25 protein-coding genes and 1 tRNA gene are annotated in these 24,066 nt (G+C 67.1%); 11 read left to right on the top strand and 15 right to left on the bottom strand.

Annotation, left to right across the window (positions count from 1 at the left end; genetic code table 11):
* Positions 1 to 54: 54 nt before the first annotated feature.
* The 3 genes from ACPXB3_RS00250 (at position 55) to ACPXB3_RS00240 (ending at position 4,546) form a co-directional block, all read left to right on the top strand.
* Positions 55 to 1,839 (top strand): AMP-dependent synthetase/ligase, encoded by a 1,785-nt coding sequence (locus ACPXB3_RS00250; protein WP_425703026.1) that lies wholly within the window; start codon positions 55 to 57, stop codon positions 1,837 to 1,839.
* 174 nt (positions 1,840 to 2,013) lie between these two features.
* Positions 2,014 to 3,222, top strand: a complete 1,209-nt coding sequence (gene opgC / locus ACPXB3_RS00245) for an OpgC domain-containing protein (protein WP_425703024.1) — start codon at positions 2,014 to 2,016, stop codon at positions 3,220 to 3,222.
* Positions 3,223 to 3,370: 148 nt separating this feature from the next.
* The gene (locus ACPXB3_RS00240; protein WP_425703518.1) at positions 3,371 to 4,546 is read left to right on the top strand and encodes a trans-sulfuration enzyme family protein; all 1,176 of its coding nucleotides are present in this window, start codon (positions 3,371 to 3,373) and stop codon (positions 4,544 to 4,546) included.
* A 41-nt stretch (positions 4,547 to 4,587) separates the two neighbouring features.
* Here the strand turns inward: ACPXB3_RS00240 and ACPXB3_RS00235 are convergent, their stop codons facing one another.
* Together ACPXB3_RS00235 and ACPXB3_RS00230 are read right to left on the bottom strand one after the other, a co-directional pair.
* Positions 4,588 to 6,111, bottom strand: coding sequence for a DUF7059 domain-containing protein (locus ACPXB3_RS00235; RefSeq protein WP_425725869.1), 1,524 nt, complete (start codon positions 6,109 to 6,111; stop codon positions 4,588 to 4,590).
* A complete protein-coding gene (locus ACPXB3_RS00230; protein ID WP_425725867.1) occupies positions 6,111 to 6,323 on the bottom strand; it encodes a hypothetical protein in 213 nt (70 codons plus the stop codon). The genes ACPXB3_RS00235 and ACPXB3_RS00230 overlap by 1 nt, the downstream gene beginning before the upstream one ends.
* Positions 6,324 to 6,721: 398 nt before the next feature.
* On the opposite strand from ACPXB3_RS00230, the gene ACPXB3_RS00225 reads away from it, so the two are divergent.
* Positions 6,722 to 8,203: a hypothetical protein gene (locus ACPXB3_RS00225; protein WP_425725865.1), complete on the top strand. Its 1,482-nt coding sequence runs from the start codon at positions 6,722 to 6,724 to the stop codon at positions 8,201 to 8,203.
* A gap of 19 nt (positions 8,204 to 8,222) precedes the next feature.
* Here ACPXB3_RS00225 and ACPXB3_RS00220 read toward each other — a convergent pair whose 3' ends face one another.
* Together ACPXB3_RS00220 and ACPXB3_RS00215 are read right to left on the bottom strand one after the other, a co-directional pair.
* Positions 8,223 to 9,101, bottom strand: a complete 879-nt coding sequence (locus tag ACPXB3_RS00220) for an SMP-30/gluconolactonase/LRE family protein (RefSeq protein ID WP_425725863.1) — start codon at positions 9,099 to 9,101, stop codon at positions 8,223 to 8,225.
* On the bottom strand, positions 9,098 to 10,171 hold the full coding sequence (locus ACPXB3_RS00215) for a LacI family DNA-binding transcriptional regulator (RefSeq protein WP_425725861.1): 1,074 nt from the start codon (positions 10,169 to 10,171) through the stop codon (positions 9,098 to 9,100). The genes ACPXB3_RS00220 and ACPXB3_RS00215 overlap by 4 nt, the downstream gene beginning before the upstream one ends.
* Before the next feature lie 266 nt (positions 10,172 to 10,437).
* On the opposite strand from ACPXB3_RS00215, the gene ACPXB3_RS00210 reads away from it, so the two are divergent.
* Together ACPXB3_RS00210 and ACPXB3_RS00205 are read left to right on the top strand one after the other, a co-directional pair.
* Complete coding sequence (locus ACPXB3_RS00210; RefSeq protein ID WP_425725859.1) at positions 10,438 to 11,805, top strand: amidohydrolase family protein; 1,368 nt, start codon at positions 10,438 to 10,440, stop codon at positions 11,803 to 11,805.
* A 164-nt stretch (positions 11,806 to 11,969) separates the two neighbouring features.
* Entirely contained in the window at positions 11,970 to 13,310 is a 1,341-nt protein-coding gene (locus ACPXB3_RS00205) for an MFS transporter (protein ID WP_425725857.1), read from the top strand.
* Here ACPXB3_RS00205 and ACPXB3_RS00200 read toward each other — a convergent pair.
* Complete coding sequence (locus ACPXB3_RS00200; protein ID WP_425725855.1) at positions 13,210 to 13,815, bottom strand: FCD domain-containing protein; 606 nt, start codon at positions 13,813 to 13,815, stop codon at positions 13,210 to 13,212. The genes ACPXB3_RS00205 and ACPXB3_RS00200 overlap by 101 nt on opposite strands.
* A 72-nt stretch (positions 13,816 to 13,887) precedes the next feature.
* Here ACPXB3_RS00200 and ACPXB3_RS00195 point away from each other — a divergent pair, with 72 nt between their 5' ends.
* Complete coding sequence (locus ACPXB3_RS00195) at positions 13,888 to 14,778, top strand: ABC transporter ATP-binding protein (protein ID WP_425725853.1); 891 nt, start codon at positions 13,888 to 13,890, stop codon at positions 14,776 to 14,778.
* Between the two features lie 64 nt (positions 14,779 to 14,842).
* Here the strand turns inward: ACPXB3_RS00195 and ACPXB3_RS00190 are convergent.
* Positions 14,843 to 14,927, bottom strand: a tRNA-Leu gene (locus tag ACPXB3_RS00190).
* Positions 14,928 to 15,067: 140 nt separating this feature from the next.
* Between ACPXB3_RS00190 and ACPXB3_RS00185 the strand changes: the two genes are divergently transcribed.
* Together ACPXB3_RS00185 and ACPXB3_RS00180 are read left to right on the top strand one after the other, a co-directional pair.
* Positions 15,068 to 15,532 carry a transcriptional regulator gene (locus tag ACPXB3_RS00185; protein WP_425703011.1) on the top strand — a complete coding sequence of 155 codons (465 nt, stop codon included), beginning with the start codon at positions 15,068 to 15,070 and terminating at the stop codon, positions 15,530 to 15,532.
* Complete coding sequence (locus ACPXB3_RS00180) at positions 15,529 to 15,885, top strand: DUF3817 domain-containing protein (RefSeq protein WP_425703009.1); 357 nt, start codon at positions 15,529 to 15,531, stop codon at positions 15,883 to 15,885. The genes ACPXB3_RS00185 and ACPXB3_RS00180 overlap by 4 nt, the downstream gene beginning before the upstream one ends.
* A gap of 39 nt (positions 15,886 to 15,924) precedes the next feature.
* Here ACPXB3_RS00180 and ACPXB3_RS00175 read toward each other — a convergent pair whose 3' ends face one another.
* The 8 genes from ACPXB3_RS00175 to ACPXB3_RS00140 form a co-directional block, all read right to left on the bottom strand.
* On the bottom strand, positions 15,925 to 16,545 hold the full coding sequence (locus ACPXB3_RS00175; RefSeq protein ID WP_425725851.1) for a non-canonical purine NTP pyrophosphatase: 621 nt from the start codon (positions 16,543 to 16,545) through the stop codon (positions 15,925 to 15,927).
* Positions 16,545 to 17,294: a ribonuclease PH gene (gene rph, locus ACPXB3_RS00170; protein ID WP_425703005.1), complete on the bottom strand. Its 750-nt coding sequence runs from the start codon at positions 17,292 to 17,294 to the stop codon at positions 16,545 to 16,547. The genes ACPXB3_RS00175 and rph overlap by 1 nt, the downstream gene beginning before the upstream one ends.
* 55 nt (positions 17,295 to 17,349) lie before the next feature.
* Positions 17,350 to 18,114, bottom strand: coding sequence for a cyclic nucleotide-degrading phosphodiesterase (locus ACPXB3_RS00165; protein ID WP_425725849.1), 765 nt, complete (start codon positions 18,112 to 18,114; stop codon positions 17,350 to 17,352).
* A 91-nt stretch (positions 18,115 to 18,205) separates the two neighbouring features.
* A complete protein-coding gene (gene murI, locus ACPXB3_RS00160) occupies positions 18,206 to 19,012 on the bottom strand; it encodes a glutamate racemase (protein WP_425703516.1) in 807 nt (268 codons plus the stop codon).
* Entirely contained in the window at positions 19,009 to 19,608 is a 600-nt protein-coding gene (locus ACPXB3_RS00155; protein WP_425703515.1) for a rhomboid family intramembrane serine protease, read from the bottom strand. Before ACPXB3_RS00155 ends, murI begins: the two co-directional genes overlap by 4 nt.
* Positions 19,609 to 19,706: 98 nt before the next feature.
* Entirely contained in the window at positions 19,707 to 20,693 is a 987-nt protein-coding gene (locus ACPXB3_RS00150; protein WP_425725847.1) for a PLP-dependent cysteine synthase family protein, read from the bottom strand.
* 4 nt (positions 20,694 to 20,697) lie between these two features.
* Entirely contained in the window at positions 20,698 to 20,973 is a 276-nt protein-coding gene (locus ACPXB3_RS00145; protein WP_425702999.1) for a MoaD/ThiS family protein, read from the bottom strand.
* A gap of 4 nt (positions 20,974 to 20,977) precedes the next feature.
* Positions 20,978 to 21,385, bottom strand: a complete 408-nt coding sequence (locus ACPXB3_RS00140; protein WP_425702998.1) for a Mov34/MPN/PAD-1 family protein — start codon at positions 21,383 to 21,385, stop codon at positions 20,978 to 20,980.
* A 294-nt stretch (positions 21,386 to 21,679) separates the two neighbouring features.
* Between ACPXB3_RS00140 and ACPXB3_RS00135 the strand changes: the two genes are divergently transcribed.
* Together ACPXB3_RS00135 and ACPXB3_RS00130 are read left to right on the top strand one after the other, a co-directional pair.
* Complete coding sequence (locus ACPXB3_RS00135; RefSeq protein WP_425725845.1) at positions 21,680 to 22,471, top strand: LppX_LprAFG lipoprotein; 792 nt, start codon at positions 21,680 to 21,682, stop codon at positions 22,469 to 22,471.
* A gap of 28 nt (positions 22,472 to 22,499) precedes the next feature.
* On the top strand, positions 22,500 to 22,889 hold the full coding sequence (locus tag ACPXB3_RS00130) for a DUF4189 domain-containing protein (RefSeq protein WP_425702995.1): 390 nt from the start codon (positions 22,500 to 22,502) through the stop codon (positions 22,887 to 22,889).
* Positions 22,890 to 22,936: 47 nt separating this feature from the next.
* On the opposite strand, the gene ACPXB3_RS00125 is transcribed toward ACPXB3_RS00130, so the two are convergent.
* Positions 22,937 to 24,061: a P1 family peptidase gene (locus tag ACPXB3_RS00125; protein WP_425725843.1), complete on the bottom strand. Its 1,125-nt coding sequence runs from the start codon at positions 24,059 to 24,061 to the stop codon at positions 22,937 to 22,939.
* Between the last annotated feature and the right edge of the window lie 5 nt (positions 24,062 to 24,066).

Raw genomic sequence — 24,066 nt, 5'->3', positions numbered from 1 at the left:
GCCCCATCCGACCAGCGGATTGTCCGCTATGTCGGTTCACCAGCCAGGAGCAGCATGCAGGAATTCACCACACCGTCCGATCTCACCGTCGATGACAAGGCGACCACCGTCGATGCGATCCTGCGGTATCGCGCCGAGCGGCCGACGATGCCGCTGTTCAAGCGTCGCAGCAGCGGTACATGGATCACGGTCACCGCCAAACATTTCGCCGACGAGGTCGACGCCGTGGCCAAGGGCCTCATCGCCTCGGGCGTGGCACCTGGTGATCGCGTCGCGATCCTGTCGTCCACCCGCTACGAGTGGACGGTGCTGGACTATGCGATCTGGCGGGCGGGCGCGGTCACCGTCGCCATCTACGAGACCTCGGCGACCGACCAGGTGCGCTACATCGTCGAGAACTCCGGCACCAGCCTGCTGATCGTCGAGTCCGATGAGCAACACGCCAAGCACCACGACGTCGTGGCAGGTGTCGGCGCGCTGCGCGAGACACTCGTCATCGACGGGGACGCGTTGACCGAGCTCACCCATCGCGGCGCCCAGATCGGCGACGACGCACTCGACGAGCGGCACGTCAACCAACTCTCTTCCGACGCAGCGACATTGATCTACACCTCGGGCACCACCGGTCGACCGAAGGGTGTCGTGTTGACGCACGCCAACTTCCTCGCCGAGTGTGCCGCCACACGCGACGCGGTCGGCGCCGGCCTCGTCGAGGGAAAGTCGACACTTCTCTTTTTGCCGCTGGCGCACGTCTTCGCCCGGGTCGTGGCCGTGGGGTGTGTCGAGAACGGGGTGATCCTCGGACACACCAACGACATTCCCCACCTCATCGACGACCTCGCCGTCTTCAAACCGGACTACGTGCTCTCGGTGCCGCGGGTGTTCGAGAAGGTCTACAACTCTGCCAAGCAGAAGGCCTACGACAGCGGGAAGGGATCGATCTTCGACACCGCCGCCCAGACCGCCATCGACTACAGCAAGGCCACCGAGCAGGGTTCGGCCGGGCTGGTATTGACGGTCAAGCACAAGCTGTTCGACATTCTGGTCTACAAGAAGTTGCGGGCCGCACTCGGCGGCAACTGTGAGGGCGCGATCTCGGGTGGCGCACCGCTCGGCGCGCGACTCGGTCACTTCTTCCGCGGCGTCGGCATCCCCGTCTACGAGGGCTACGGCCTGTCCGAGACAACAGCCGCGGTGACCGCCAACAACGAAGACCATCAGCGCGTGGGATCGGTCGGCCGCCCGGTACCCGGCGTCTCGGTGGCCATCGGCGAGGACGGTGAGGTGCTGCTCAAGGGCCCGGTGGTCTTCACCGGCTACTGGCACAACCCCGACGCCACCGAGGAAGCGATCCGCGGTGGCTGGTTCCACACCGGCGACATCGGCCGGCTCGAGGACGGGTATCTCTTCATCACCGGGCGCAAGAAGGAGATCATCGTCACCGCCGGCGGTAAGAACGTCTCACCGGCCCCACTCGAGGATGCGATCCGCGCACATCCGATGATCAGCCAATGCCTGGTGGTCGGCGACAACAAGCCGTTCATCGGCGCGCTGATCACCATCGATCCCGAGGCGACGCCGGGCTGGCTCGAGCGTCGGGGTCTGCCGGCCGACACCCCGATCGCCGACCTGGCGAGCAACAAGGACCTCCGCGCAGAGATCTCGACGGCCGTGGACGAGGCGAACGCCAAGGTGTCCAAGGCCGAGGCCATCAAGAAGTTCGAGATCCTCGACACCGATTTCACCATCGACTCCGGTGAGCTCACCCCGACGATGAAGCTCAAGCGCAACGTCATCAGCGACACATACAAGAAGGCGATCGCCGACCTCTACACGTGAGCACCGCCTCTCACACCTTCTGCGCGCGGGGCCGACCGGACGACGTCTGGTCGGCCCCGCGCTGCCATCGGGGTCACTTGCGTCCGATGTGACCTATGTGGCAAATGTGACGATTGGGACTCAGCTGCCGTGTCGCGCCGGCTCATCTCTGCCGTGCGCCTAGTGTCTGGACCGATGAACCGGGACCTCGCGATCGACGTGACACGCGGCCTGGCGATCTGGAGCATGATCACCGCCCACTTCGCCGACGGCGCGGCCGTTGCCGTGCCGACCCATGCGTTTCCCTACGTCGACGGTATGAGCGTGTTCGTCTTGCTGTCGGGATTCGTCCTGGGGTTGGTCCACCAGCGCTGGATCGAGACCCGCGGGCTGCGCTTCGCCTACCGTCGGCTCGCCAAACGTCTTGCGGTTCTCTACTTCTGCCAGCTCACACTGGCTCTCTGCGCAGTCGTGGCCGGCATGGCCGGGTATGAACGTCTCACATGGCTGCGCCCCGCCGACGGATGGACCCAGGGTGTGGTGGCGGCGGTGACGATGACCTATCTGCCCAGCGGCGGCAACATCCTGCTGCTCTACATGGTGCTGATGGCCGCGGCCGCGGCGCTGCTCCCGTTGCTGGCCCGCGGTGGCACAAAGGCGATCCTGCTGGGGTCGGTCACCCTGTACGTCGTCGCGCAGCTCGCCGCACCCGACTGGTTCTATCTGACCGCCGAGGCCGGCGGCGCCCGGATTCAGAATTGGGCGGGTTGGCAGATCATGTTCGTGCCCGCACTGGTCATCGGCTGGAACTGGGTGCGCTGGGATCTGGCTCGCCGTATCGAACGCAACCTTCCGTTGTTGCTCGCCATCGCGGCCTGCGTCGCCCTCGGACTGCATCACCTCGTGACCATCGGGCCATGGAAGTCGTTGGAGCCCTTGCTTGCCGACAAGCTCGAGTTCGGGCCGGCCCGCGCCCTCGGCGCGTGGGTCGTGGTGCCGGTGGTCTACGGCGTCTTCCGGGTCTTCCTGTCGTTGTGGCACCGCAATTGGCTTCGTCCACTGACGATGTCGGGAACCCGAAGTCTGGACTCCTACGTCGTCCAGGCCGTCGCACTGATCGCGGTGCCGGTGCTCATCGCCGACCGTCCGTGGCCACCGATGCTCATGTCGGCGTTGGCCGTCGGGATATTCCTCGCCTGCTGGGCGTGGGCGGAGTTCCGGCACACTTGTGGCATCGACAAACTGCACCGGTTGCCGATGGTGATCGGCGCCTGGTTCGTCACGCGCACCGCCGAGGAATCGACGCCCGAGGCCCGACATACACTGCTTCCACGACGCGATCTCGTGCCGACCCCCGCGAGAAGCCCGCGGCCGGAGCCGGTAGATGCAGATCAGGCCGCGTGAACGGGACGTGAGCACCCGTCGCGGTACCGGGAATGCCGAGCAGAACCGACGAAACGGAGTCGATGTGAGCAGGGCCGATGACAATGGGGCCGAGAAAGACGGGGCCGGGGTCAATGGCACCGGGGTGAACGAACCTGGACACGATGCGATGCTGCGCACCGCAGGCGACATGACCGCCTGCGTGCACGCGGGAAACGCGCCGAGCGGCCCGGCGATCCGGACCCCGATCACCATGGCCAACTCCTATCATCTCCCATCAAATCCGGAGTCGGTGGATTGGTCGGGCACCGATCAGCTCTTCTACACTCGCAATTCTGGCGCCAATCAGCTTGCCCTGCAACGTAAACTCGCCCTTCTCGACCATGGCGAGGACGCGGTGGCGCTCGCTTCCGGTGTCGCAGCGCTGAACTCGGTGTTCTTCACCTTCCTCGCCACCGGCGACCACGTGGTGGTCTCCGACATCACCTACGAGGCCACGTTCAAACTGTGGACCGACCTGATGCCGCGCAAGTACGGCATCGACGCGACGTTCGTGGACGTCACCGATCTCGAGGCCGTCGCCGCCGCCGTTCGGCCCAACACCCGGATGGTCGTGACCGAGGCCATTGCCAACCCGACCACCAAGGTCGCCGACATCGCCGCGCTCGCCGACATCGCCCGCCGGGCCGATGCACTGCTCGTGGTGGATTCGACCTTCACTCCCCCGCCGCTGTACCGGCCGCTCGACGACGGCGCCGACCTTGTCGTCCACTCGCTGACGAAGTACATCAACGGCCACGGGGATGCCATGGGCGGCGCCGTGATCGGGGCAGCGCACCTCATCGCGCAGATCAAGAAGGAAGCGATGGTCGACGTGGGCGGAGTCATCTCACCGTTCAACGCGTGGCTGATCGAACGCGGATCCATCACCCTGCCGTTGCGCCTTCGCCAACACCAGTCCACCGCAAAACAATTGGCGGATTTGCTCGCGGACGACCCGCGGGTGGCCTTCGTTGCCCACCCGGGCCTTGCCACTCATCCCCAGCACGAGCTCGCTGCCCGCCAGTTCGGTGGACGCGGCTTCGGCGCGATGATGGCGTTCGCCGTCGACGGCGATCCGGACACCCAGAACCGCTTCGTATCTCACCTTCGGGTGATCACCTCGGCGGTCTCGCTCGGCCACGACGAATCACTGATCGTGCATGTCGGTACCGAAGGTCCGCGGGTCGCCGCCTACCCCGAGCCGTTCCGCACCCTCGGACATCTGCGGTTCTCGGTCGGACTCGAGGACGCCGACGATCTCGCCGACGACCTCACCCACGCCCTCGATGCCACCTTTGGCTGACCGGACAATCGCCCACCATTGCAGGCAATAGCGCTTGCGTATCAGCGGATCTCGAAGAGGATTCCCCGGCCGATCGCCTCCCGCACCACGGGCAGCGCGGCCGTGGCGAGCGCATCGGCGTCGACGCCGTGGTGTGCGGCGAGGAGTTCGACCAGTGTGCTCAACGGCACCGTGCCCCGGCAACCCGCGAGCAGTGCCCGCGATACCTCGTCGACGCCGAGGACCGCACCGGGACCGCCGGGGCGTCGCACCGCCGATCCGATCTCCTGCCAGCCCTCCTCCCCCGGCAGTGACTGAGTCTCGAGGAAGACCGGGGCGGTGCCCAGGCGCGCCGCCAACAGGTGTGCGTCGTCGGTCTCGCGCAGGTAGGCGCGCCGATCGAGAAATGCCTTCGCCTCCGCGCCGGTGACCTCTTCCCCGGCGCCGGTGATCTCCTCGAGCACCTGATCGGCGACGAACTTCTCGCCGGCCCGGCCCGTCCCGGAGCGCCGCTTGCGTAGCGTGATCAGCCCCATGCCCACGCCGGCGATCTTCTCCTCGGCGAACCAATCGAGCCAGTCCGAGCCGCGCCGGGCGAGCTGCTCGGCGTCTTCGCCGGCATCCGAAAGCCATAGTGAGACATAACTGATCGGGTCGGCGAGCTCACGCTGCACGACCCAGGCGTCGAGGCCCGTACCGGCGAGCCACCCGCCGACACGCTCGCGCCAGTCGGTGCCGTCGCGGACGATCCAGTTGGCGAGCAGTTGTGCGGTTCCGCCGTCGGCGAGATGGTCGGGCAACTGCTCGATCAGTCCGGCACACAGGGCGTCTCCGGCCATGCCCGAATCGCGGTAGATGTAGTCCTGTCCGCCGGCACCCACCACGAAGGGCGGATTGGACACGATCAGATCGAAGCGTTCTCCGGCAACGGGCTCGAAGAGGCTGCCCGCCCGCAGATCCCAGCGCATCCCGTTGAGACGTGCGGTGGCGGCGGCGAGTGCCAGGGCCCGCGGATTGGTGTCGGTGGCGACGATCGAGTCGCAATGCGCCGCGAGATGCAAAGCCTGGATACCGCATCCGGTGCCCAGGTCCAGCGCGGCGCCAACACGATCGCGAATGATCGCGCGCGCCAACGAGATCGACGCGCCACCTATCCCCAGGACGTGATCATGGGCGACCGGACCCGACCGCATCGCCGCATCCTGATCGGAGATCACCAGGAAATCGTTGACGTCGTCGGCGTGCGGACGGATATCCAGGATCGCGCAGTACCGGTTGTCTGGGGCACGCTCGATGACGCCTTCGGCCAGCAGCGCGGGCAGCGTCGTCGTCGGGAACGCCTCGGCGAGAGCGGATTCGTCTTCATCCGACCCGAGTAGGAACAGCCGGATCAACGTCGACAGCGAATCTGCGCCCGAGCCCCGGCGTGTCGCGCGCAGCGCGGGCCACCACACCCCGCGGCCCAAGGCCGCGTTGGCGTCGTCACCGAGCGCCGCGGACACTCCGTCTGCGGTGAATCCGGCCCGGCGCAGATCCACCCCGAGCGCATCGACCGCCGCGCCCGACTGCAGCGGCAACCCCGACATCACCCGACCTGCCGATACTTCTTGTGCATCGCCTGCTTCGAAACGCCGAGCAGCACACCGATTTCCGCCCAGGACAGTCCTGCCGCACGCGCACGGCGTACGGCGGCCTCCTCGTCCCGCGCGACGTCCACCCGGCGCTTGGCGACAGCGGTGAGTGCGGTCACCGGGTTGTCGGGTTCTTCCGGGCCATCAGGGCCCACAGATGTTCGCATGTGGTGATCGTCCTCCATAAGCCACCGCGACGTCAACCGCAGTTGACGACCACCGCGGTCGGCCGCCCAACCCTCGATCCGCACTCACCTGTGAGCAGGCTCACATACGTAAAGGCACACGGAGTTGCTAACTTTGCACTCGGTCCTCTGGGCACGACGCCGCCTTCTGTCCCGGCGCAGGTTCCTCGCCGACCACCAAGCCATACGTCTGCTGCGGGGTCGGAGAAATGCGCATGAATACCGTTGGGGTGGAAGATAATCGGCAGCCGAGACGTAGACGCTCCTGGACCCTCCGACTACTGACGGCCGTGACGCTGACGGCGTTTTCCGCCGGTGCATTCACCTCGAACGGCACTGCGGCCGTGATCAGTCCCGCTCTCGTACCCCAACCGGCGCCGGTGGCAACCAAGGTCAAGCCCCCGACCCCGAACCCGGCGCCGGAAACCTATCAGGAGCGTATCGACCGTATCGCGCAGAGCCCTAGGTCGCTGCTCGCGCCGCTGCCGGAGAATCGCGGTAAGCCCACCGTCTGTGTCAGCGGCGAATTCACCAGCCTGTCGGTCGTCTACGACTCACTGTTCGCCTCGATTCTGCCGTCACTGCCACCGCAGTTGCGCCAGAATGCCTACGCGGCCAGGCAGGCGGCGCATCGCGACATGGAACGGCTGAACGTGTCGACGCTGGCGATCTCCGATAACCCGATGGCACTCGGCGCCGACTCCGACGATCCGTCGACGAAGTATCGCGGTCCGGTGTCGCAGTGGATCATCACGCAACTGTTGAAGATTCGCGACGGCCAGGACGGCGAGGCCATCCCGCTCGGGAACATCACGCTGACCCAGGCGGTGGAGACCGCGTGGCTGTATCTGTTCGTCACGGTCATCGCACCGGCGAAACTCGCGACGCAGCTGACGCCGTTCCTGGGCAGTCCGCTGACCCCGACGTCGTTGTCGTCCCTCGACGGGTTCATCACCTACAACACGATCCTGCAGCTCGCGGTCCAGGGTGGGGTACTCGGTTCCCAGACTCTCTACCAGGCGATCGCGGCCATGGTGATGAACCAGTGCGTCGCCCGAGTCACCGGAGACCAGCGCGCGCAGGCCGGGCGCCCCAGCACCGACACCACCTATGACATCGACCTTCCGGCCGCAGTACGCGAGGCCGCCGGACAGGTCGCACTCGCCGACGACGACACCTGCCGGCCGATCGGGGATCTCCCGCTGAGCCGGATCGTCACCCGTACCGGCGACTACGCGCAACACCTGGTCACCACGACTGCGCAGAAAAAGCGCATCGCCGACGAGACCAACGCCGTGGTGGCGAAAATGCGCACAACTCGGCTGCCGCACAACCTGATTCCCGCCGACCCTGCCGACTTCACCCAGCTCGAGTCGGTGGCGTCACTCGTCGGCAGCATGATCCCGTATGTCGGCGGCGCGCCGCTCGACATCACGATCGGCCTCAAACACAACCTGAACCAGGGCGACAACCCCTTCGAGACGGTCAGCGTCGCCGACCTCACCGTCACCAAGTCATTGACGGCTGCCTACTACTCCTACTATCTGTCGCTGTATCTGTTCACCACTGTCGGCGGGCTGGCGGAGGGCCAGATCTTCGGTAGCCCGAGTCCCGGCTTCCTCTCTCCGTCCCGCGCACTCGGCGCCCTCGCCGCACTGCCACTGACCTACGGACTTGTCAACTACCACAACGTGATCCGGTCGATGTGTCTCTCCGAGGACGACACCACCGGCTCCGGCCGTGGCGCACAGGCCAATCGGGATACCGCGACCCTGCCCACGCCGAGCACCACGACCGCGGCCCCGTCGGCTCCGACTCCGTCGACGGCCCGGCACGGCACGGGTGGTCGACCACGGCCCTGAACCGGCCGAAGCGGTGAACTCAACCGCGGCAGCCGAACTTGGGTTCGGCGACGCCGGTGATCCCGAGTCCGGTGATGGCGAAGAGCCGCCCGGCCAACGGGCCGGGCGCCACCGGCCGCGACAGCGGCTTCTTCATCGACGTCACATACAAGATGTCGAGGTCCGGGCCGCCGAACATCACACTGGTCACCGCCGCAGCCGGCAGCGCGATCTCCAGTACACGCGTCCCCTCCGGTGTGTAGCGCGCGATCCGACTCCCGTAGACGTGTGCACACCAGTAGTGGTCTTCGGCGTCGACGGTGGCTCCGTCGACCGAGGCACCGGCGGCGGGTGCGGTGCGGAACTCTCGCTTGTTGCTCAGCGAACCGCTCGCGACGTCGAAGTCGTAGGCGTACACCGCTTCCGCGGCACTGTCGGAGAAATAGAACGTGGCGTCGTCCGGAGCGAAGCATGGGCCGTTGGAGATCCCGATGCCGCCGTCGAGGACATGCAGACTCAGATCCGGATCGAGGCGATACAGACTCGCGTCGGCATGGTCACCGCCGGCGATCGATCCGAACCACATCCGGCCCGCCCGGTCGACCTTGCTGTCGTTGAGTGTGTTGGCCGGACGCGGCTTTTCGGGATGATGCAGCCGCTCGCTCTCACCCGAATCGAGATCGATCCGGTGGATGCCGGTCTTCATCGCGGCCATTGCCTTGCCGTCGGTGTCGAGAACCATCGATCCGATATTCGCCGAGACCCGGACATGCCCCAGCTCGGATCCATCGGGTCGGACGTGGTGGATCATCCGGCCGAAACTGTCGACCCAGTAGAGTCGCTCCGCGTCGGGATCCCACATCGGCGACTCCCCGAGCACGCATTCGACGTCGGTGAGCGGCTCGATCCGGATCGTCATGCGCGGCGGCTGCTCTCGCGACCCTGCTTCGCGACGGCCTTCATCCGACCGGTCGAGCCGCGCGCGACCACAGTGGGAACCGGCGCGGTGACCACACGCGGCGATTCGGTCGTATCGTCGTCGTCCTCGAGGATGGAAAGCAGCAACGACGCCGCGGCGTGTGCCATCTCGGGCAGGTGGAGATCCAGTGCGGTCAGCGGGGGTTGGACGAGGTTCGCCCGACGCCCGTCGTAGTTGGTGGCCACCATCAGCTCGTCGGGCACCGCAATGCCGAGTCGCGCCGCCGCCCGGGCCACGCCGACGGCGAACGCATCCAGCGGTGCATAGATCGCGTCGGGACGGGACGTGCCGGACAAGATCTCCAGTGCGGCATCCTCACCCCCCTTCTCCCCGGCGGCCGCGGGGGCGAACGCGACGGTGATCGGTCGTTCCGATTTCGGATGCGCCGCCTTCAGCTCGGTGTATGTCAGTACTGCCTTCTTGATCGGATACGACTCGGCGCTGGAGAGCACCACGATGTCACGCGCACCGTTGCGCTCCAGGTGGTCGATCATCACGTCGGCGCCGCCGAGCCCGCGGTCGATGACGCCCGCGGCGTCGACCCCGTCGGCGGCGCCGATGGTCACCACCTGAACCCCCCGTTGGGCCAGCGCATTACACCGCGGATCGTCGTCTTCGGGGTCGATGACGATGGCGCCGTCGATATCGAGCGCGTCGAGATGACCCTCGGTTTCCAGTGGCGGAACGAGAACCAGCGAATAGCCGCTTTCCAGACAGAATTGTGCGGCGGGCAACGCCAGGTCGAGAAGGAAACCCTGGTGCGAGGCCTCTCCCACGATCGTCGCGGGCAGCGCGGTGATCAGGGCGATCGAATGTGCGCGTCCGCCGCGGAGTCGTTGCGCCCGAACGCTTGCGCGGTAGTTCAGTTCGGCGGCGGCCACCCGGACGCGTTCCCGGGTCGCGGGGTCGATCCGCCCTTTTCCGTTGAGCGCCATCGATACGGTCGTCCGGGAGACTCCGGAACGCGCCGCCACATCGGCGATCGTCGGCCGCGGCTTCTTCTCGCCCACAGATCTCCTTCGCCCATTCTCTCTTCGATCATCCGGATCGCGCGCGCGATCCCGGTGTGGTTGCCGATCGTACAACCGGCAACCGCCACGCACCTGCCGGCGCGGCAACCGGAGGTGGTTTCGGCCTCGTTACGTTCACGCGAAGTGAAACCGCACGCGTTGCGCAGCCGTGGCCGCCCGTGCAAAATCGGTTTAGCGCAGCGTACGCGTGGACCGGCGATACCCGGGCTGCGCGCCCAGATCCCTACCATCGTCAGGACCGCGGAATGCCGAACATCGATCTGATCATCCAGAATGCACATGTGGTGACCTTTGACCCGGCACGGGCGACGACCGGTGACGGTGCTATCGCCATCGACGCCGGTGTCATCGTCGATATCGGGACAACTGCCGACATCAACTCGCGGTGGACGGCCCGCGAGCGGATCTTCGCCGACGGCAAGATCGCCATCCCCGGCCTGACCGACGCTCATCTGCACACCGGACAAACGCTCATGCGCGGATTGTTGTCGACTCTCGGCGCCCGCAAGGCACTTCGGATTCCGACGTGGCGCGAATATCTGGTTCCGTTCGAGGCGGCGCTGTCCTACGACGACGTCGAACTCTCCGGACTGTTGGCCTACACGTCGATGCTCCAGACCGGGACGACGTCGTTCTTCGAGGCCGGCGGGCCGCATCCCGAGGCCATGGCGGCCGCCGCCGAGACCACCGGCATCCGTGGCGCCGTGTCGCTGTCGACGATGGACGGGGGCGAACGGATCCCCGGCTCGATGGTGGACTCGGCCGAACACGCACTCGCCCGCAACATCGAGGTGGTCGAGAAGTTCCCGGCCGCCGCCGACGGTTCGGCACGCGTGACCGGCGGAATGTCGTTGCGGCAGATCATCTCCTGCACACCAGAACTCATCGTCGACATTCATCGGGAAGCCTCGAAGCGAGGGGTCAAGGTTCACACGCACCTCGTCGAGGGCACCTACGAGATCGACTTCACGTTGGAGCGCTACGGCAAGCGGCCCGTCGACTACCTCATCGACCTGGGCGTGTTCGACGAGACCTTGCACGGTGCCCATTCGATCCTTGCCGACCCCGATGACGTGGACAAGTATGCCGCCCACGGCGTCTCCGCCGCACACTGCGCCAAAGGCAACTACGGGATCGGTGCGCCACCGGCGCTGGCCATGTGGCGACGCGGCGTCAAGATCGGTCTGGGCACCGACGGGGTGGCCGGCCTGGGCACCCTGGATCTGTTTCGGGTGGCGATGCTCGCCCGCATCGGACAGCAGTTCATCTATGGGACATCCGTGCACAACCGCAATGCCGTGCAGCCGCACGAGCCGCTCGACATGGCGATCGTCGGAGGCGCTCGCGCCATGGGGATCTCGTCCCATACCGGCTCGCTCGAGATCGGCAAGCGCGCCGACATCGTTCTCATCGCCACCGACGGACCCGACGCGGCCGGATATGCCTCCGAGGAGGCATTCCTCTACGAATGCGCGAGCGGACGTGACGTGCACACCGTCCTGGTCGACGGGCAGACCGTCGTCAAGGACCGCGAGGTCCGCACCGCCGACGTCGGCGAGATCCGCGCGAAGGCCACCAAGCGCCAACAGACCTTGATGGACGTCTTGGACTAGCCGAGACGGGAACCGGACACAACCACAGAACGGAGCACCCACCACACCATGAAATCCGCTGTCGCGCTCGCCCATCCCGCACCGCATGATCGCGAGGGGGACCGCGCACAGCACCCCGCAGGCATAGCCGCACCTTTCGACGCCACGCCCCACGGCGGCGGATGGTGAGCAGCACCTTCCGTTCACTGCGTCACCCCAACTATCGGAACTACTTCGCCGGGAGTGCGATCTCGAGCATCGGCACCTGGATGATGCGGATCGCGCAGGACTGGCTGGTGCTGCAGCTGACGCATGACGGGACCGCACTGGGAATCGCCACCGGCCTCCAGTTCCTGCCGACACTGCTGCTCACTCCATATGCCGGTCTCGTCGTCGACCGCTTCTCCAAGCGACGCGTCCTGGAGAGCACCCAGATCACCATGGCAGTCGTGTCGCTGGTGCTCGGCGTGCTCGCGATCACCGGCGCCATTGCCCTGTGGCTCGTCTACGTCATCGTCGTCATCTTCGGTATCGCGGCGGCATTCGACGGCCCCGCCCGCAACTCGTTTGTCTCGGAGATGGTTCCACCAAAAGACCTGCCCAACGCGGTCGGCCTCAACTCGGCGTCGTTCAACGCCGCACATTTCGTCGGCCCGGCGTTGGCCGGAGCGATCATCGGCGCACTCGGCCAAGGCATTTCGGCCACCGGCGTCGTCATGCTGATCAACGCCGGCTCCTATCTGGCAGTCCTGATCCAGTTGCACCGCATGGATGTGAGTCGCCTCCAGGCCCCGCACCGCAGTCCGCGCCGACCCGGGCAGCTGCGCGAGGGTTTTCGGCACCTGGCCGCGCAGCCACGGCTCGTGGCGATCATCATCATCGCCGCGTTCACGGGAGCATTCGGCCTCAACTTCGAGATCATGACCGCATTGATGGCGACGAAGGAATTCGGCAAGGGTGCCGGCCAATTCGCTCTTGTCACTTCGTGTCTGGCCATCGGCTCACTGCTGGGCTCGTTGCTGGCCGCGCGGCGCGCCACCATCGGCGCGCGTTTGGTCGGGACTGCCGCGCTCGCCTTCGGGTGTGCCGAGTTGCTCTGGGGCGCCATGCCTTCCTACATCGCCTTCGTCGCGGTCGCGCCCCTGGTCGGACTGTGTTCCATCACCGTGCTCAACGGCGCGAACACCGCGGTGCAGATAGCGGTCGACCCGTCCTATCGCGGCCGGATCATGGCTCTCTACATGACGGTCACGTTCGGCGGAACACCGATCGTCGCACCGATCATGGGATGGATCGGGCAACATGTGGGCGCACGCGCAACGATCTGGACCGGCGGAACACTCGTGATCGCCGGTGTGGTGGTCGCTGCCCTCTATCACCAGCGCAAGACCGACGGACCGACTGCCGTCACGGACCCGTCGGCGCTCACGCGGGTTCGTCGTGCCCTGCGGTCAGATCCCGCATGGCGCTCTCTGCCCGTTCCAGCGCGGTTCGTTCGGCAAGATCGGGATCACGACTTCGAATAGCGTCCAACGTCCGGCGGTGACTGTCCCACCGGGCGCGACCGAAGGTTTGATCGTTTTCCAAGCGGTCCAGGGAACGTTCGCGACGCTCGGCGCTCGACAGTGCCCGCGTTTGCTCGAAGAGTCGTACCAGCACCGGATTGTGCGTGCTGGCCAGGATACCGGCGTTGAACTCCTGAATCCTGACGTAGACGTGTTCGGCGTACCCATCGATCAGCAGGCCCTCTTCGACCCGCGCGTTGTAGAGGCGGCTTTGGTCCTCGGCGGCGTCGAGAAGCTCTGTCAGGTGCGCGATGTCGTCCTCGGTGGCGTGGATCGCGGCAAGCCGGGACACCAGGCCCCGTAGGGCGATCTCCACTTCGGCCCGCTGCCCCTGGGTGGCATGGGTGGGTGCAGCGACGCGAACCGTTCGCGGACCCATCCGTTCGAGTAGTCCATCGGCTTCGAGACGTTTGATCGCCTCACGGATGTCGATCGCCGGCCTGACCCGCCCGACACGCGGCACCATCACCTGCGGGTCGGAAGTCCTCTTCGACAGCGAACGCTCGATCGACCGGCCGCCGGAGCGCCGCAACTGCGGGTGGTGTTCCAGTCGTATGCGCTCTGGCCGCACAAGACGGTGGCCGAGAATGTCTCCTACCCGTTGCGGCTGCGCAAGGTCGGCAAGGACGAGATCGCGCCGAAGGTGCATGAAGCGCTGTCGATGGTCGGACTGGAGGGGCTGGCCGACCGGTACCCCTACCAGCTCTCCGGCGGTCAGCAACAGCGGGTGGCGCTCGCGCGGGCCGTCGTCTACTCGCCTGGGGTCCTGCTCCTTGACGAACCGCTGTCCAACCTGGACGCGAAACTTCGCGAGCAGGCCCGCAACTGGCTCAAGGAGTTCCAGTCCACGGTGGGCCTCACGACGATCTTCGTCACCCACGACCAGGATGAGGCGCTGTCGCTCAGTGATCGCATCATCGTGATGAACGACGGACGCATCGAGCAGGTGGGCGCGCCGGAAGAGATCTATCGCAACCCGGCGAACCCATTCGTCGCATCCTTCCTCGGGTCAGCGAATCTCTTGCCCGGCAACGCTTCCGGACACTCCGACACCACAGCGGCGGTGCGGCTGCGCGGGGACGGACCGACGTTGGTCGTCGACGACGACCGCCAGCGTGGCGACGTGTTGGTGATGGTCCGTCCCGAGGACATCGAGATCGGTGCCGGCGACGCGGATCCGACCCGCTTCCCGGTCCACGGAATCATCACGTCACGGATGTTCGTGGGCTCGGCCTTCCGCATCAGTCGAGTGCAGTCAGCGATAGACCGTCCAACCAGCGCTCCGTATGCATCATCCACGTTTGGTCTCGTCAATAGGTCGATTGGACTGGTTCGGGCTCGAAGAGCTGCGCCCGCTTTGGGCGCCCGTGGTCTTCCTCTCTTGACCGGCCATGGTCAAGCGAATCTGGACGCCCACCCCACAAGTTGACTTCACAATCGGGCGACCATGCCGAATCCGTCCAATGGCGTGTTGATTCGAACAGCGACTTTGATGGTGCGCGAGGGGGGACTTGAACCCCCACGTCCGTAGACACTGGAACCTAAATCCAGCGCGTCTGCCAATTCCGCCACTCGCGCGTGCGGGCACCAGAGTACCGTCCGCAACGGCGGTCACCCGCACCGGACGCCGGAACGATCGACGCGCCACGCCAACGCCTTGACGCAGATCACGGGGCCAGGGGCGAACCCATCCGTGCAGGCCAGGTACCGTCGTAGGTATGTCCGTGCAGTCCGGCCGTCGCCGCCACCGCCCAGCGCTCCTCGTGCTGGTCGCACTGGCCGCGATCGTGTGCCTGGGCCTGGCGTGGTGGCAGTGGGATACCTACGAATCGGGTGGCGGAACCGCCCAGAACCTGGGCTACGCATTGCAGTGGCCGGCATTCGGATTCGCGTTCATCTGGGCGTACCGGCGCTTCGTCGTCCTGGAGAGCAATCCGGAGGAGCTGCAGAAGGAGGCCGCCGAGAAGGGCATCCGCGAGATCCCGCAGGATCTGCTTCCCGAGCGCCCCACCACCCCCAGCGCATCGTCGCTGCACAATCACTCCTCGGGAGATGACGACGACACGATGCGCGAATACAACCGATACCTGGCCGAACTCAGCGCCGCCGACCATGCCGCAGTCAACGGTCGCCTGGCGACGGCCATGCCCGATTCATCCGTCAGTGAGGACCGCTCGAAGTGACCGAGACCGCCCAGCCCACCACCGCACCCATCGAGAAGGTCAAGGGTTCCCTGCTCCGCTACCGCGTGCTGGCGTGGGTCACGGGCCTGTGGTTGCTGCTCCTGGTCCTCGAGCTGATCCTCAAATACGGCTTCGGCGTCGACTCGCTGGACTTCGTGCCGATCGTGCACGGGTGGGTCTACTTCGTGTACCTGATCATGGCCGTGGATCTCGCGATCAAGGTGCGGTGGCCGCTCGGCAAGATCGTGGTGACCGCCATCGCCGGCACCATCCCGTTCCTGTCCTTCTACGTCGAGCACATCCGCACCAAGGAAGTGAAGGCGCAGTACGGGATCGGTGGCGAGACCCTGTAGGTCGCGGACCTTCTCCACTCCCCGGGCCGGTGACCGAACTCAGCCGGCGAGGTCCCGTAGCGCAGGCACCAACTGCGCCAACGCTTTTCCGCGATGACTCAGCGAATCCTTCTCCTGCGCGGTCAGTTCGGCCGACGAACGGCCGGCGGCCACCGCGTCGTCGGGCACGAACAGCGGATCGTAGCCGAATCCGTTGGCACCGCGACCGGCCCGCAGGATGGTTCCGCGCCACTCTCCCCGCACCACCGTCTCCGTGCCGTCCGGCAGGACCAGTGCGCACGCCGACACGAAGGCACCACCACGACGCTCGTCAGGGACGTCGGCGATCTGTGCCAGCATCAGCTCGTTGTTGGCCACGTCGTCGCCGTGCCGGCCGCTCCAACGGGCCGACAGCACGCCGGGCATCCCGCCCAGCGCATCCACCGACAGCCCCGAATCGTCGGCCAGACACGGCAGACCCGTCGCACGTGCCCCCGACCGGGCCTTGATCAGCGCGTTCTCCTCGAATGTCGCACCGGTCTCCGGCTCTTCGGGGTACTCGGGCACGGCGGCGAGCCCGATGACCTCGAGCCCGACGATGCCCGCGGCGTCGACCACGCGCTGCAGCTCGGCGAGCTTCTTGGCGTTGCGGCTGGCCAGCAGCACGCGGCGGGGCGCCATCAGGCCGGGAGCTCGCCCCGGTAGGGCTGCTCGAGGACGGCCCGCTGCGCGTCGAAGAGCTTGGCGGTGCCCACCTCGGCGAGATCGAGCAACTTGTCCAGGGTGGCGCGCGGGAAGGTGGCGCCCTCACCGGTCCCCTGCACCTCGACGAGTGTGCCGGCGTCGGTGGCCACCACGTTCATGTCGACCTCGGCGCGCGAATCCTCCTCGTACGGCAGGTCCAGCCGCACCCGGCCGTCGACGACGCCGACGCTGACCGCCGCGATCATGCAGGACAGCGGTTGCGGGTCGGACAGTTTGCCCGCCGCACCCAGCCACGTCACCGCGTCGGCGAGCGCGACGTATGCGCCGGTGATGGCCGCGGTACGGGTGCCGCCGTCTGCTTGCAGGACGTCGCAGTCGACGGCGATGGTGTTCTCGCCCAGTGCGGCGAGGTCGATGCAGGCACGCAACGACCGGCCGATCAGCCGGCTGATCTCATGGGTGCGGCCACCGATCTTGCCCTTCACCGATTCACGCCGCGAGCGTTCGTGGGTGGCCGCGGGCAGCATCGCGTATTCGGCGGTCAGCCAGCCCAGCCCGGACCCGCGCCGCCACGGCGGCACGCCCACGGTGACGCTGGCGGTGCACATCACCCGGGTCTGACCGAATTCCACCAGGACCGAACCCGCCGGGTGGGAGGTGAATCCGCGGGTGAAGGTGATCGGTCGGAGTTCGTCGTCGGCTCTGCCGTCAGCGCGTGTCGTCACGCGCTCAACTGTAGACACCGCGGCCGACGGCTCGCCCAAGGCCTCGGGCGGGTGCTCAGAAGTGGAAGATCTGCCCCTGCCGCACGAGCTCGACCGGACCGCTGAAAGTGCTGCGGGCCTCTGCCAGGATCACCGACGCATCGCACCACGGAGCGACGTGGGTGATCGCGAGCGCCTTGGCGTTGGCCTTCGCCGCCGCCTCACCCGCCTCGATCCCGGACAAGTGCAGATGCTTGGGGCGATTCGCCGGATCGTGGGTCCAGGACGCCTCGCAGAGGAACAGATCGGCGTCGGCGGCCAGCTCGACGAGTTCCTCACAGGGACCCGTGTCACCGCTGAAGACGATGACGTGACCTTCCGGACCGGTGATGCGCAGCCCATAGGTCTCCGGCGGATGGTCGAGCTCGGCGGCCAGAATCGTCATGCCACCGAGGGTGATCTCCATTCCGTCGGACCATTCGTGGACGTCGAAGGAGTCGGTGATGTCGTCGACCTCGCCCGGATACTCCGACGAGGCCGCCCCGATTCGCATGCCCACTCCGGCGGGGCCGTACAGGGGTGCCTTCTCCGGGGCCGGCCCGGGCGGTGCGTAGCGTCGCCAGACCAGCATCGCCGGCAGGTCGAGGCAGTGGTCGGCGTGCATGTGCGACAACAGGACCGAGATGTTGTCCGGATCGCAGACCCGCATCAGCTCACCGAAGACCCCCGGCCCGCAGTCGACCAGCACGGGCCGTTCACCGGGCACCGAGAACAGGTAGCCCGAACAGGCCGCACCTGGACCACCCACACTTCCCGAACAACCGAGCACGGTGACACGCATATGCCCCACCTTGCCACGCGTGCGCCACCAGGCGGCCGGGTATCCGATCACAACTCGACCCACACCGCCCCGAAGCGGCCCGTGATCGCCGTCAGATCCGGGCGACCGAGCTCACGGTCGGGCCGAGGAACCGACTGGACAGTCGGGCGAACGACTCCGGGTCGCCGGTGGCCTGGAAGACGCGGGCGGCGTCCCGGTCGGTGTGCGGATGGAGCATGTCCGAGCGGGTCAGCACCCGGAACAGGTCCTTGGCGGTCTCCTCCGCACTGGAGACGAGGCTGACCTCGTCGCCCATCGCGAGCTGGATCACCCCCGACAGCAGCGGGTAATGCGTGCAGCCGAGGACGACGGTGTCGACCCCCGCTTCCTGGAGCGGCTCGAGGTAGCCCTCGGCCAGCCCGAGGATCTGGCGTCCGCTGGTGATCCCACGTTCGACGAAGTCGACGAAGCGCGGACAGGCCACCGCGGTGATCTCGGCGTCGCGGGCGGCCGCGAAGGAATCCTGGTAGGCCTGCGAGGCGATCGTGGCGACGGTGCCGATGACACCGATGCGCCCGGTCTTGGTGGCCACCACCGCGCGCCGCACGGCGGGCAGGACCACCTCGACGACCGGGATCGGGGCGTACCGCTCCCGCGCGTCGCGCAGGCAGGCCGCCGATGCGGTGTTGCAGGCGATCACGATCGCCTTGACGCCCCGTTCGGCGAGGTCGTCACCGATGGCGAGGGCGTGCTTGCGGATCTCCGGAATCGTCAACGGACCGTACGGTCCGTTCGCGGTGTCGCCGATGTAGACGATGTCCTCGTCGGGCAGCAGGTCGATGACGGCGCGGGCCACCGTGAGCCCGCCGACGCCCGAATCGAAGATGCCGATCGCGGCGTCCGCTCCTGGGTTTCCTATGACGCCACCCCCGGCGGCGTCGAGTCGGGGTGCGCAGGACCTGGAGGGACACGCCGTCGGCGGTCGCGGTCGGCGAGGAACCAGGCGGCGAGCACCCCACCGATCGCGCCGAACAGATGGCCCTGCCAGGACACCATGGGATCGGTGGGCAGCACTCCCCAGAGCACCGATCCATAGACGACGAAGAGCACGACGCCACCGAGGATCTGCCACACGTTGTGGTTGAACAACCCGCGCACCAGCAGGTAGGCGAGCCAGCCGAAGATCACTCCGGACGCCCCGACGGTGACCGATCCGGTCGGCGCGAACAGCCACACCCCCAGCCCGGACGCGATCCACACGACCGCGGTGACGAAGAGGAATCGACGGGCCAGCAGCAGCAGGAAGCCCAGCACCACGCCGACGGCGAGGTTGGTCCACAGATGGTCCCAATTGGCGTGCAGGAACGGGGACCACACGATGCCGTCGAGTCCGTCGATCCGGCGCGGCTCGATGCCGGCCGAGTCGAGGTCGTAATGGGTGGCGGCGTCGATCGCCTCGACGATGATCAGCCCGACGACGAGGAACACCATGACCAGCGCCGAGCGCTGCCACAACGGGCGCCGCGCCGGCGCCCTCGGCGGTGTCTGGGTCGCGTCGATGATGGTCTCCTCGGGCCTCACGGCCACTCGCTGCGGTGATCTCGGGGCTCGGCTCACGCCCAGAGTTGTCCCTCCAGCGCCTGCTCGGCCTCCTCCAGGCTACCGGCGTAGGCGCCGGTCGACAGATACTTCCAGCCCGCGTCGGGCACGACGAACCCGATGTCGGCGCGCCTGCCGCTCTTGAGTGCCTTCCGTCCGATACCGCGGGCGGCCTGCAGGATCGCGCCGGTGGAGATCCCGGCGAAGATCCCCTCGGCGTCGATGAGTTCGCGGACGCGGGCGACGGCGTCGACGCCCTGCACCGAGAACCGGCGGGTGAGCACGGAATCGTCGTAGAGCTCCGGGACGAAGCCCTCGTCGATGTTGCGCAGTCCGTACACCTCATCGCCGTAGCGCGGTTCGGCGGCCACGATCTCGATGTCCGGGTCACGTTCACGCAGATAGCGTCCGACCCCCATGAGGGTGCCGGTGGTGCCGAGGCCGGCGACGAAGTGGGTGATCTCGGGCAGATCGGCGTAGAGCTCCGGGCCGGTGCCCTCGTAGTGCGCACGCCAGTTGGCCTCGTTGCCGTACTGGTAGAGCATGACCCAGTCGCCGTGCTGCGCGGCGAGTTCCTTCGCGACGCGCACCGCGGTGTTGGAACCACCGGCCGCCGACGACGAGATGACTTCTGCGCCATACATTTTCAGCATTGACCGACGCTCGTCGGAGGTGTTCTCCGGCATCACGCAGATCAGGTGGTAGCCCTTGAGTTTCGCGGCCATCGCCAACGAGATACCGGTGTTGCCACTGGTCGGTTCGAGAATGGTGGCGCCCGGGCGCAAGGTGCCGTCGCGTTCGGCCTGCTCGATCATCCGCAGCGCCGGTCGATCCTTGATCGAGCCGGTCGGGTTGCGGTCCTCGAGCTTGGCCCACAACCGTACGTGCGCACCACCGTCGGGATCGGCGGGATCGGAGTCGTCCCAGCGCGGGGAGAGTCGCTGCAGACCGATGAGCGGGGTGTTGCCGACCGAGGCGATCAGCGAGTCGTAGCGCGTCACGTCCTCAGCAACCGCCCGCCACCGCCGGCAGGATGGTGACCTCGTCGCCGTCGCCGATCGTGGTGTCGAGACCGCCGGAGAAGCGGACGTCCTCGTCGTTGACGTAGATGTTGACAAAGCGGTGCAGTTTGCCGTCGGCGACCAGTCGCTGACGGAGTCCGGGGTTGGCCGACTCGAGGTTGTCGATGACTTCGGAGAGCGTGGATCCCGTTGCCTCGACCCGCTTCTCACCGCCGGTGTGGGTGCGCAGGATCGTCGGGATGGACACGATTACCGCCATGGGTTCAACTCCTGATCTCGATCTCTTCTTCGGTGACCAATCCGTCGACGATCCGGTAGCTGCGGATCTCGTCGGTGTCGGGCTCGCGGGTGGACACCAGGACATAGTGGGCGTTGGGCTCGCCGGCGTAGGACACATCGGTCCGACTCGGATACGCGGCCGTCGCGGTGTGCGAGTGATAGATCACCACCGGCTCCTCGTCACGGCGGTCCATCTCGCGCCACACCTTGAACTGCTCGAGCGAGTCGAAGCGGTAGAAGGTCGGCGACCGTTCGGCATTGAGCATCGGGATGAACCGTTGCGGATCGTCGGAACCCTCGGCACCCGCGATCACCCCGCACGCCTCATCGGGGTGATCGTCGCGCGCATGCGCGACCATCTGATCCACCAGCTCACGGCTGATCCGCAGCACCGCGCCCACTCCCTACCTCTGCCCGTCCCGGCGACTCCAGGACCTCTGCTCACATCGTGGCTTGCCAACGTCGCCGCCTGCGAGCCTATTCCGTGCGGCCTTGCGCCGGAGACCGCACACCCGGGGGTCCGCACCTCGGGACCGTTTGGCGAGCTTCGTCATCTGGGCGAACTACGCCGGTTTCGTCGCCCTGGTCGGGCGTTATAGCGTTTCGCACAGTTCACGATCTGCGGTGCCGGTTTCGACAGTCGATCCCGGGCCTCGGGGGAACCACAGAAGTAAGGAGCTCACCACATGTACCGTGCCCACCGTGTTGTCACGGCCGCTCTCGCGACGGGTGTCGCCGCGGCCATCACACTCACCGGGTGCTCATCGGATTCCGACGGCGGGTCCGGCGGCAACAACACCGCCACCTCACAGTCGAACTCCGATCCCGCCGCTCTGGTCGATGCCGCCGCCGACAAGACGGCCGCGCTGACCGGCGCCCATCTGAACCTCACCGTCGACGGCAAGGTCCCGAACGTGACGGCGAAGAAGGTCGACGCCGATCTCGTCGCCAAGCCCGCGACCGCGGCGAAGGGCACCGCGACGGTCCTGCTCGGTACCACCGAGGCCACGGCACCGTTCGTTTACGTCGACAAGCACCTATACGCCGACATCGGCAACAAGGGATACGTCGACTACGGCGACGGCCGGTCGATCTACGACGTCTCGGCGGTACTGAACCCGGAGAAGGGACTCGCCAACCTGCTGCGCAACATCCAGAACCCGAAGTCCTCCGGCCTCGCCGACGTCGACGGGACCAAGGCCACCCGCATCACCGGGACGGTCGCGGCCAAGGTACTCGCCCCCCTCACCGGGACCAACATCACCAGCAACCAGGACGCACAGGTCCCGGTCAACGTGTGGATCACCTCGGACAACCAGCTCGCGCGTGTCGTCCTCATCCCGGCCACCGACGCCAAGATGACGATCAACCTGTCGAACTGGAACAACACCGTCGAGGTCGCCAAGCCGTCGGACATCGCGACGCCGACCCCGTCGTCGCCGCCCAATCCCGCCGACGCCTCACGCGTCCCGGCCTGATCACCCACTCACCACAAGGAGACAGCTCATGAGTATTCGGAAGCGTCTGGTGGCCTCGGCGGCCGCCGTCGGCGCGGTGGGTGCGGCGGTCGTCGTGCCCGCGGCGCTCGAACCCGCCCCCGCCAATGCCTACGGCAACTACTACGGGGCGATCGCATTGAACACCTCGTCCGGTTCCACCGGTCGAGCGTGGGACTACGACTCCTATGGTCAGGCGAGTAGCGCGGCCCTGAACGCCTGCGGTTACGGCTGCAAGGTCGTCGTCAGCTTCGTCAACGGCTGCGGCGCGGTCGCGTCGTCGCCGTCGTACTGGGGCTATGGCCGCGGGCCGAGCCTCTACTCGGCTCAGTCCAACGCTCTCTACTCCGCCGGTGGCGGCGAGATCTACACCTGGGTGTGCACCTCCGGCCACGAGTGATTCGCCGACCCGTCCTCGGTGGGCGGGCACCTCCGGACGTGATGCCGTCAGCGCAGCGCTGACGGCATCACGTGTCGGTAGGCGGGGATCCCGGCGATCGGGTGCGCGGCGATGACCGCCGAGACGACGGCGTCACGGGTCACCTCGGTCGCGACCGCGCACACCTGCGCGAGAACAGCGGTGTCGGGATACATCCCCGCGGGTATTTGCGGTGTCGGCTCCACCATCCGGGACCCGGTACTCACCGCGAAGATCGTGTCGCCGTCGAGCGGTGAATGGACCGGCCGGATGGCGAGCGCAAGCCCATCGTGCGCCGACATCGCCACTCGCCGCAACGACGACGGCGCAAAGCCCGCGTCGGTGGCCACGACACCGATGGTGGTGTTGAGAACCGTTGCCTTCCGGGCGATTTCGCGGAGATCGGCCAGCTCCGCGGGGTTGGGTGTCTGTAGGCCCAGACGAGCGAGATCGTGCTCGCCGGCAAACCAGGGCAACCCGGTGTCCGGGTCGATCACCGCACCGACGGGATTGGCGACGATCACCGCCCCGACCACCACACCCGCCGCGGGACCGTCCTCGATCCGGCGGCTCGCGGTGCCCACGCCGCCCTTGAGGGAACCGGCCCGTGCCCCCGCACCACCGCCGACGCTGCCCAGCGCGAAGTCCGTCGCGGCAGCCCGCAGCGCCGCGGCACCGAACTCGGCCGAAGGGCGGTTGTGCCACGCGCCCACCGGAAGGTCGAAGATCACGGCGGCGGGCACGATCGGCACCACATGACCTTGGGCATCCATGGCCAGCCCGACACCTTGGCTCTCGAGTTCGGCCATCACCCCGTCCGCGGCGGCCAGGCCGTAGGCACTGCCGCCGGTGAGCACGATCGCGTGCGCGGTGGTGACGGTGTTCGCCGGGTCGAGCAGATCGGTCTCGCGCGTGCCCGGCCCGCCACCGCGCACATCGACCGCCGCACACGGATGCGGTCCGTCGATCCGCACGACCGTGGTCCCACTGGCCCATCCCGTGCCGGCCGGCTCGTCGCGACCGCCACCGCCACCGCCACCGCCACCGCCGACGGTCACGTCCGGATCGACGCGGTGATGATGTCCGACGGTGATCCCGCCGACATCGGTGATGCGATTGCCGCGGACCGCCTGTTCGGGTGTCGGTACGGTCACGCCGT

It is taken from the genome of Gordonia sp. DT219 (assembly GCF_049847065.1).
In the GTDB taxonomy this organism is placed as follows: domain Bacteria; phylum Actinomycetota; class Actinomycetes; order Mycobacteriales; family Mycobacteriaceae; genus Gordonia.
This window is presented reverse-complemented; position numbering and strand designations above follow the sequence as displayed.